Genomic DNA, 9,316 nt, shown 5'->3' with positions numbered 1-9,316 from the left:
GATGCGGGGACGGCGCCGTCGCTGGCGACGAGCGCTTCGACCATCGCGGCGTCGGCGGCGACCAGCGCCCCGCCCATGCGGTGTGCGTCGGAGCGGTCGGCGAGTTTGGCGATCACCGGCTCGCCACCCGTCCAGCGGCGATTGAAGGCGGGCGGCGTGCCCCACCAGCTCGACCAGCGGAAGAACAGGTGGCTGCCGACACCGGCCACCTTGTCGAGACTGGATTGCCAATAGGGTACGACCCAGTCCGTATGGTAGTGCGTTGCATAGCCGACGGGGCGATAGACCGCACCGTTCAGCGCCAGTTCCGCCACCTGCCGCGCCCGGCGCCAGGCGATGTCGGAGGGATGCCAGCGGGTCAGCGCACCATCGCAGGTGAAGGTGAACTGGCAGCCGGTGGTACGCTCCTGCCCCTCGAACACCACGCCGCAGACGGTCTTGGGGAATGCGGGGTGGCGCAGGCGGTTGAGGATGACCTGCGCCACTGCACGCTCGCCGACCGAGTCGTCGCCCGCCTCGTAGATGACGGCGGTGGCGAGGCAGTCGAGCGCCCGCGCGCGGTCCTCCGCCGAGCCCGCGAAGCGGAACGGGCGGGCGGCGGGATTGGGGGCGGTGGAGAAAGGAACGCCGGCGTTGAAGGCGCGTGCCTCGTCCGGGGGCAGGTCGACAAAGGCGACCGGTTCGACCGGCGGCACCTCCGCCTTGGGTACGACGCGTTGTGGCGGCGCCTTGACGCGGAGGCGCGGTCGCACCGGCGTGGCCGGTGCGTGGGTGACGACCAGCGCCGGCGCGATCACCGCGGCGGCGGCGATCGCGCAAAGGATCGCGCGCAAGGGTTCCCTTACGCGCTGTTCAGGGATGGGCGTCACTGTTCGGGCAGGAAGTCCGGTACCGACAGATAGCGTTCGCCCGTGTCGTAGTTGAAGCCCAGCACCCGCACGCCGTCCGGCAGGTCCGGCAGCTTCTGCAGGATCGCGGCGAGCGTCGCGCCCGACGAGATGCCGACCAGGATGCCCTCCTCGGACGCGGAGCGGCGGGCCATGTCCTTGGCGACCGAGGCGTCGACCTCGATCACGCCGTCGATCGCGGCGGTGTGGAGGTTGGCGGGGATGAAGCCCGCGCCGATGCCCTGGATCGGGTGCGGGCCGGGCTGGCCGCCGGCGATGACCGGGGAAGCGGACGGTTCGACCGCGAAGACCTTGAGGTCGGGCCATTCCTTCTTCAACGTCTCGGCGACGCCGGTGATGTGGCCACCGGTGCCGACGCCGGTGATCAGCACGTCGATCGGCGCATCGCGGAAGTCGTTGAGGATTTCGAGCGCGGTGGTGCGGACATGGACGTCGATGTTTGCCGGGTTCTCGAACTGTTGCGGCATCCAGGCGCCGGGCGTCTCGCGGACCAGTTCCAAGGCACGCTCGATCGCGCCCTTCATGCCCTTTTCGCGGGGGGTGAGGTCAAAGGTCGCGCCGTAGGCGAGCATCAGGCGGCGGCGCTCGACCGACATCGATTCGGGCATGACCAGGATCAGCTTGTAGCCCTTGACCGCGGCGACCATCGCCAGGCCGACGCCGGTGTTGCCGCTGGTCGGCTCGACGATGGTACCGCCGGGTTGCAGGCTGCCGTCCGCTTCCGCCGCCTCGATCATGGCGAGCGCGATGCGGTCCTTGATCGATCCGCCGGGGTTGGATCGTTCGGATTTGATCCACACCTCGGATTGCGGGAACAGGCGCTGGATCTTGATGTGCGGCGTGTTGCCGATCGTGTCCAGGATCGTGTTGGCCTTCATGGCTTCGCTTCTCCGTGCTGGGGTTCAACCTGTAACATATCGGGGGGATCGAAGGTCCGTGCGCGCTTCAACTCGGGGAACAGACGCGCCCAGGCGAGCGTGACGACGATCGCGGCACAGCCGCCCGCGACCACCGCGCCGACGGGGCCGAGCAGCGAGGCGAGCAGGCCGCTTTCCGCCTCCCCCAGTTCGTTGGAGGCGGAGATGGTGAGCTGCGACACCGCCGAGACGCGGCCGCGCATCTCGTCAGGCGTGTGCAACTGGATCAGCGACTGGCGTACATAGACCGAGACCATGTCGGCGCCGCCCGCGACGATCAGCGCGGCAACGCTGAGCGGGAAGGAAGTCGACAGGCCGAAGGTCAGGATGGCGAGCGCGAAGACGATCACCGCGATCAGCATCTTTACGCCGACATTGCTGCTCATCGGGCGGAAGGAGAACCAGATGGCGGTGGTTGCCGCACCGATGCCCATGCCTGCCGCCAGCAGCCCCAGTCCTTGCGCACCGACATGCAGGATGTCGCGGGCATAGATGGGCAGCAGCGCGGTGGCGCCGGCGAGCAGCACGACGAACAGATCGAGCGTGATCGCCGCCAGTACCAGCCGGTTGCGGCGGACATAGGAAAAGCCCTCCAGGATGCGCACCAGCGGGCGGCGGTCCTTTTGCGCGGGGGGCTGTGGCACCGGGCCGATGGTCAGCATGGTGAGAAGCGCGATGACGAACAGGCCCGTGACCGTTGCATAGGCGACATCGGGGTGGATCGCGTAGAGCAGCCCGCCGACGCTGGGGCCGGCGATCGAGCCGACCTGCCAGGCGATCGAGGATATCGCGATGGCGGTCGGCAAACTTTCCCGCGGGACCAGATTGGGGGCGAGCGCGGAATAGGCCGGGCCGGTAAAGGCACGCGCGATGCCGATCAGGACCGCGGCGAAGAAGAGCGCGGGCAGGGTCAGCGCCCCGGCCCAGGTAAGAAAGCCTAGCCCGGCGGAGACCAGCATGATGAGCGCGGTCGTCGCGCGCACGATCCAGCGCCGGTCGACGCTGTCGGCGACGAGGCCGGTGACCGGGGTCAGCAGGAACAGCGGCACGAACTGCGCCGCGCCAATCATTCCAAGCAGAAAGGCGGCGTCGCGCACATCCATGGTTTCGCGCGCCAGCCCATAGACTTGCCAGCCGATGACGATGGCGAGCGCGGTCTGCGCGATGGTGCCGGACAACCGCGACAGCCAATAGGCGCGGAAGTTGGCGATGCGGAACGGGTGAAGGGGTTTGTCCATGATATTGGTAGGTCTTTAGGCGGGGGGGCGGCAAACTGGCAACCATGGCAACGCTTCTGCCATGCGAAGCTGAGATCGTGCTGCACTGCACCATCGAAGGGGTTTGAGTTTCCGGAGAAATCGCGCTTATAGGCGGGCATCCTCCCCTACGGAAACAAAGGTGTTCCCGACTGTGGCCAAAGCCCCAAGCCGTTCGACCGAACCGCCCGTCCCCAACCGGGAGCGCCCCGCCGAACCGCAGCCTTATCAGGCTTCGCGCGAGGAGCTGCTCGACTTCTACAAGCACATGCTGCTCATCCGGCGCTTTGAAGAGAAGGCCGGCCAGTTGTACGGCCTGGGTCTGATCGGTGGTTTCTGCCACTTGTATATCGGCCAGGAAGCGGTCGCCGTCGGCCTGCAGTCCGCGCTGGATGGCGACAAGGATTCGGTGATCACCGGATACCGGGACCATGGCCACATGCTGGCCTATGGCATCGATCCCAAGGTCATCATGGCCGAGCTGACGGGGCGTGCCGCGGGCATCTCCAAGGGCAAGGGCGGGTCGATGCACATGTTCTCGACCGAGCATAAATTCTATGGCGGCCACGGCATCGTCGGCGCGCAGGTGTCGCTGGGCACCGGCCTGGCCTTTGGCCACAAGTACAGCAACGATGGTGGCGTGTGCCTTGCCTATTTCGGCGACGGCGCGGCCAACCAGGGCCAGGTGTACGAAAGCTTCAACATGGCCGAGCTGTGGAAGCTGCCGATCATCTTCGTGATCGAAAACAACCAGTATGCGATGGGCACGAGCGTCAATCGCGCTTCGTCCGAGGATCAGCTCTACAAGCGCGGCGAAAGCTTCCGCATTCCGGGCATCCAGGTGGACGGCATGGACGTGCTCGCCTGTCGTGGTGCCGCCGAGGAGGCGCTGGCCTGGGTACGCGCGGGCAAGGGCCCGGTCATCCTGGAAATGAAGACGTACCGCTATCGCGGCCACTCCATGTCCGACCCCGCCAAGTATCGCAGCCGCGAGGAAGTGCAGGGCGTGCGCGACAAGTCCGACCCGATCGACCACGTCAAGCGCCTGCTGGAAGAGCAGGGCGTGAAGGAAGACGAACTGAAGGCGATCGAGCAGCAGATCCGCAAGGAAGTGAACGCCGCCGCCGACTTCGCGGAACAGACCCCCGAGCCGGATCCGGCCGAACTCTATACTGAAGTGCTGGTGGAGCGTTACTGAGATGGCGATCGAGATCAAGATGCCGGCCCTGTCGCCCACGATGGAAGAGGGCACGCTGGCCAAGTGGCTGGTAAAGGAAGGCGACACGGTGAAGTCCGGCGACATCATGGCCGAGATCGAGACCGACAAGGCGACGATGGAGTTCGAGGCGGTCGATGAGGGCGTGATCGCCAAGATCATCGTCGCCGAGGGCACCGACAACGTAAAGGTCGGCACCGCCATCGCGCTGATCGCCGAAGAGGGCGAGGATGTCTCGGCCGCGGCGGCGGGTTCGGGCGGCGCCACCAAGGACGACAGCCCCGAGGGCGAGGCCAAGGCCGACGAGAACAAGCCGGCCGACACGGTCGAGGACTCCGCGCACCCGGCGCAGGAGAAGGTCGACACGGGCGCCCGCCAGATGTTCGAGGCGGCCGCGCACCAGGGTGAGGTCGCCGATCCGGAGATCCCGGAAGGCACCGAGATGGTGAAGACCACGGTGCGCGAGGCGCTGCGCGATGCGATGGCCGAGGAAATGCGCGCCGACGACCGCGTGTTCGTGATGGGCGAGGAAGTCGCGCAGTATCAGGGCGCGTACAAGGTGACGCAGGGGTTGCTCGACGAGTTCGGCGACCGTCGCGTGATCGACACGCCGATCACCGAATACGGCTTTGCCGGCGTCGGCACGGGCGCCGCGATGGGCGGCCTGAAGCCGATCATCGAGTTCATGACGTTCAACTTCGCCATGCAGGCGATCGACCACATCATCAACTCGGCCGCCAAGACCAACTATATGTCCGGTGGCCAGATGCGCTGCCCGATCGTGTTCCGTGGCCCCAACGGTGCCGCCAGCCGCGTCGGTGCGCAGCACTCGCAGAATTATGGCCCGTGGTACGCCAGCGTCCCCGGCCTGATCGTGATCGCACCCTATGACGCGGCCGATGCGAAGGGTCTGCTGAAGGCGGCGATCCGTTCGGAAGATCCGGTCGTGTTCCTGGAAAACGAGCTGATGTACGGCCGCTCGTTCGACGTGCCCAAGCTGGACGATTTCGTGCTGCCGATCGGCAAGGCGCGGATCATGCGGCCGGGCAAGGACGTGACGATCGTGTCCTATTCGATCGGCGTCGGCGTCTCGCTGGAAGCGGCGGACAAGCTGGCCGAAGAGGGTATCGATGCGGAGGTGATCGACCTGCGCACGCTGCGTCCGCTCGACACCAAGACGGTGCTGAAGTCGCTCGCCAAGACCAACCGCCTGGTGGTGGTGGAAGAGGGCTGGCCGACCTGCTCGATCGCGTCGGAAATCGCCGCGGTGGTGATGGAGCAGGGTTTTGACGATCTCGACGCGCCGGTGCTGCGCGTGACCAACGAGGATGTGCCGCTGCCCTATGCCGCCAATCTGGAAAAGCTGGCGCTGGTCGATGCGGCCCGCGTGGTGAAGGCGGTCAAGAAGGTGACCTACAAGTAAGTGCAGGGGCGGGGAGTGGCTGCAACTGGCCGCTCCCCCCTCAGCAGGTGGAGACGGGTGCCGCCTGCACGTTGTTGATGCCCGACAGGTCGCGCCGCTCGCGCACCGCCATCGAGGCGATCTCGGTGATCTCCGTCGCCGGCGCCAGCCGTGCGCTGATCAGCGGCGGATAGACGTAATAGACCTCCACGAACATCGTTGCGCTGCTGGGTAGCGCGGTCGCCTGCCGGCCGGCGGGACCGATGCCGGTCATGTTGTTCGTGCCCGCGGTGCCGTAGCTGGAGGCGCGCGCCGTCTTCAGCCCGTAGCAGCGCTGCCAGGCGATCCGATATCGGCCGGCATTGACGGGATCCTGTTCCAGATCGGACAGGATGGCGCGGCCGTTGTTGCGCAGGTCCAGCCCGCCCGATTGCAGGTTGGCACCGATGAACAGGTCGTTGATGTCGGTTTCGGTGATGATCTTGGCGGCGAGCGGTGAGCCGGCACCCATGCGCGCAGCATTGTCCGCCAGTTGCAAGGCCAACTGGCTTATCCGCATCTTGGTGATGATGAAGTTGGTGATCTCCGCCCCCGTCAGGCAGAGCGTGAGCAGGATCGGGAAGATCAGCGCGAATTCGACCAGGGCGACCCCGCGGCGGTTCCGGAGCAGGGTCATGCGCAGCGCCCCGTCGCGGTCGAACTGGTGGTCGTCTGATCCGAATAGGGCTGGTTCTGGAGGACGGTGGTGGCGGACACGGTGGTCGTCGGGCTGCCCCCGATGAACTTGTCGAGGGGGAGCATGCGGGGATAGTTGAGCGTGACGGTGTAGACGACGCGGTCCTTGGCGCCACCCACGCCCGCCGAGCCGCCATCCGCATCCCAGGTGCCGTTGCCGTTGCTGTCGACATAGACCTCCTGCGCGTCGCAGCGGCCATTGCCGTTGGTGTCCACCCAGACCTCCGGCACCTTGGCGGCGGCCTGGGCGTAGGTGGTGAAATAGCGGCGCGAGAAGCTGGGCGTGATGCCGGTGTAGAGTTGGCGCACCTGTGCGGTGATGGCAGCGTCGATCTCGGCCTGACGGGCGGTGGTGGTGGAGCCCTCCAGCGTCGAGTCGCGGCCGGTCTTCTGGACGATGCCTTGCAACACCGAGCGCATGTAGAGCGTGTGCGCAACATCGAAGGCGCCGGCCAGGAACAGGCACAACACCGGCGCCACCAGCGCGAACTCGACGATCGTCACGCCGCGTTCGTCACGTCGCAGAGTTGGGCGGCAGGTCATTTGGTCAGCCGCAGTTGCGAGATTTGCGTCGCGATGCTGGTGAAGGCGGTCTGCAGTGCCGCGGAGTCCGCCGCCTTGAAGTAATAGGTACCCGACGAGGCGCAGCGTTGCAGGCGTGCCTCGGTATCGGCGTTGCTGCCATTGCCGAACGAAATCACCCATAGCGTGATGTTCTTGTTCTTCACCGCCGTGCACAGTGCCTCGAACCGCGCGTTCACCTCGTTGTTGAGGCTGGCGCCAGGCGCAGACGGATTGGCGACGTTGCGGCGATCGAACCACGGAATGCCATAGGCCGAATAGTCGGAAGCCGCCGTCGCGGTGTCACCATCGGTCATGAAGATCATGTGCCGCTCGATATCGCCACCCGAGGGGGTCTTGGCATTGTCGGCGGCGAAGATGCCGGTCGGAGACATCAGACGCGCGCCCCATAGAATGCCGATGTCGTGATAGGTGTTGCCCTCCGGCGTCAGGCTGTCGACATAGCTGTCGAATGTATAGGGGTTGTCCCAACTTTGCAGGCGCTTGGCCGGTTGTGGACAGGCAAAATACGACGTGTTGCCATAGTCGTCGGAAACGCTGATCGCATCGCGGTTCCAAGCACCGGTGCCTGATCCGCCTGCTGGCGTGCGGCGGGTGAATATCAGGCCGGGCAGTGCCGGCCCCCATTGCGTCGCAGGGTCGTCTGCGGTCGGTACGGCATCGATATCGAGATCGGTGGCACCAGCCGGTATCGGGCTGAAATTGGTGCCGCTGACCGTCGGACGGCGTTCCTCGATGCAGCCACGCCAGTCGATCGTCAGTGGATTGCCGCCGGTGCCGATCGGCAGGGTGAAGCTGGTGTTCCAGTTCGTGCCGTTCTTCAGCCCACTGATGTTGTGCGATATCTCGCCGTAGCGCCACGTTATCGTCTGTGTCGCGTCGCTGGAATAATAGGTGCAGGTGGTGCTGATGAGGAAGATCAGGAAATAATTCGGCGTTCGCTGCACGGTAAACCGCCGCGTCGGCGTAGACGCAGGCGGTGCCGGGCAGGGATCGTTGCCGTTCACCGTAACCGACTGGCCGGTCGGGACTGGATTGGTCCAGGTGGTGCCGGACGACGCGATCTCCCGCGATTGATAGGTCCAGCGATTGGCGATCGCACGGGTCGGCAACAGGTAGCCGACATTGACGTTGGTCGCATAGGGAACGAAGCCGAAGCGGATCTGCACCCCCGACGTGCCGCCACTGGGCTTGCTGCTGGTGCACAAACCATCGGTCGGCAGTTTGGCGAGGATCTCGTAGAAGCACTTCACGGCGTTGCGCAGGCCCTGGATCTTGGTCTGCGTATCGGTCGATACCGCCCGGTCGCCCATCGAGCCCGTGGTATCGAGCACGAACATCACGTCGGTATTGGGCAGGCGCATATCGGCGTCGCACACCACCGTCACCGGTTTGTCGCCCGCGCCCAGCACGCGCATCAGCGTCATCGGCAGGGTGGCGGAGATGGCCCCGGATACCTTGCCGCCGCTCTCCGTGAAGCTGGTGGTCAATGCAGCACTGCCATAGGCACCCGGCGGGTAGTTGGCGTTGAAGAACTGGTTCGCCGCCGCGAGCGATGCCGCATTCCAGGTGCCGCCGCCCATCGTCCGGCGTCCGGCGAGCACGGCCGCGTCGCAGGCATGCTGCATCCGGGTCTTGGTAAGATACAGGCGGCTGACGTCCAGCGCCCCACCCATCATGCCGATCAGCGGGATCATCGCCGCCGCGCCGATCGCCAGCGTGTTGCCACCGATGTCGCGGAGCAGCCAGCGCAGAAATGCGGCGAAACGCGCGCGTCGCGGCACCGACTTGCCCCCGATCCGCTTCGCCGTCATGACCTGCGCTCCGCTCCGCATTTTTTCGACAATTCAATGTCTTGGAATAGGAGAGCGATGGATAATGTCGTGGTAATGCAGGTGGTTAACAGCATGGTAGGATCCGAGTCGGCACCCGATGCGCGGAGCGCGGAGCGCGCTTTGGTGCTGGGCTATGCGCCGGCCGAGGCGATGGGGGCGGTGCGGGCGCTGTTCGCGCTCGACGATACGCTGGCGGCGATCCTGCGCACGACGACCGAGCCGATGATCGGCCAGATGCGGCTGACCTGGTGGCATGAGGCGCTGTGCGCGCTCGACGGGACGTCACCGCCCGCGCATCCGCTGTTGCAGTCGCTGGCGGCGACGGGTGTGTCGGGAGCCGCGATGGCGGATATGATCGATGGATGGGATGCGCTGCTGGAAGAGCCGCTGAACGAGGAGGCGATACTGCGGCACGCGCCGGCACGCGGCGGCGGACTGTTCGCGCTGGTGGCGGGCGTGTCGGGC

Annotated in this window: 9 protein-coding genes; 3 read left to right on the top strand and 6 right to left on the bottom strand. The window is 66.0% G+C overall.

Annotated elements, in window-relative coordinates; all coding sequences use genetic code 11:
* From Q0U08_RS13945 to Q0U08_RS13935, 3 genes are all read right to left on the bottom strand, one after another.
* On the bottom strand, positions 1-824 hold an 824-nt coding region (locus Q0U08_RS13945; protein ID WP_298091994.1), incomplete at its 3' end, for a cell wall hydrolase.
* 41 nt (positions 825-865) lie between these two features.
* Positions 866-1,786: a cysteine synthase A gene (gene cysK, locus Q0U08_RS13940; protein WP_298091991.1), complete on the bottom strand. Its 921-nt coding sequence runs from the start codon at positions 1,784-1,786 to the stop codon at positions 866-868.
* Positions 1,783-3,063 (bottom strand): MFS transporter, encoded by a 1,281-nt coding sequence (locus tag Q0U08_RS13935; RefSeq protein ID WP_298091990.1) that lies wholly within the window; start codon positions 3,061-3,063, stop codon positions 1,783-1,785. The genes cysK and Q0U08_RS13935 overlap by 4 nt, the downstream gene beginning before the upstream one ends.
* A 172-nt stretch (positions 3,064-3,235) precedes the next feature.
* Here Q0U08_RS13935 and pdhA point away from each other — a divergent pair, with 172 nt between their 5' ends.
* Both pdhA and Q0U08_RS13925 read left to right on the top strand, forming a co-directional pair.
* Positions 3,236-4,279, top strand: a complete 1,044-nt coding sequence (gene pdhA / locus Q0U08_RS13930; protein WP_298091992.1) for a pyruvate dehydrogenase (acetyl-transferring) E1 component subunit alpha — start codon at positions 3,236-3,238, stop codon at positions 4,277-4,279.
* A gap of 1 nt (position 4,280) precedes the next feature.
* On the top strand, positions 4,281-5,720 hold the full coding sequence (locus Q0U08_RS13925) for a pyruvate dehydrogenase complex E1 component subunit beta (RefSeq protein WP_298091989.1): 1,440 nt from the start codon (positions 4,281-4,283) through the stop codon (positions 5,718-5,720).
* 40 nt (positions 5,721-5,760) lie between these two features.
* On the opposite strand, the gene Q0U08_RS13920 is transcribed toward Q0U08_RS13925, so the two are convergent.
* The 3 genes from Q0U08_RS13920 to Q0U08_RS13910 are packed head-to-tail and all read right to left on the bottom strand — an operon-like array spanning position 5,761 to position 8,830.
* Complete coding sequence (locus Q0U08_RS13920) at positions 5,761-6,375, bottom strand: TadE/TadG family type IV pilus assembly protein (RefSeq protein ID WP_298091987.1); 615 nt, start codon at positions 6,373-6,375, stop codon at positions 5,761-5,763.
* A complete protein-coding gene (locus tag Q0U08_RS13915) occupies positions 6,372-6,938 on the bottom strand; it encodes a TadE/TadG family type IV pilus assembly protein (protein WP_298091986.1) in 567 nt (188 codons plus the stop codon). The genes Q0U08_RS13920 and Q0U08_RS13915 overlap by 4 nt, the downstream gene beginning before the upstream one ends.
* 35 nt (positions 6,939-6,973) lie before the next feature.
* Complete coding sequence (locus tag Q0U08_RS13910; RefSeq protein WP_298091985.1) at positions 6,974-8,830, bottom strand: TadE/TadG family type IV pilus assembly protein; 1,857 nt, start codon at positions 8,828-8,830, stop codon at positions 6,974-6,976.
* A gap of 93 nt (positions 8,831-8,923) precedes the next feature.
* On the opposite strand from Q0U08_RS13910, the gene Q0U08_RS13905 reads away from it, so the two are divergent.
* Positions 8,924-9,316 (top strand): squalene/phytoene synthase family protein (locus Q0U08_RS13905; RefSeq protein ID WP_367271137.1); only part of this gene is annotated, 393 nt, incomplete at its 3' end.

Source organism: uncultured Sphingomonas sp. (genome assembly GCF_946477935.1).
In the GTDB taxonomy this organism is placed as follows: Bacteria; Pseudomonadota; Alphaproteobacteria; order Sphingomonadales; family Sphingomonadaceae; genus Sphingomonas.
Note: the sequence above shows the minus strand (reverse complement) of the source record. Positions and strands in the feature narration are given on the sequence as shown.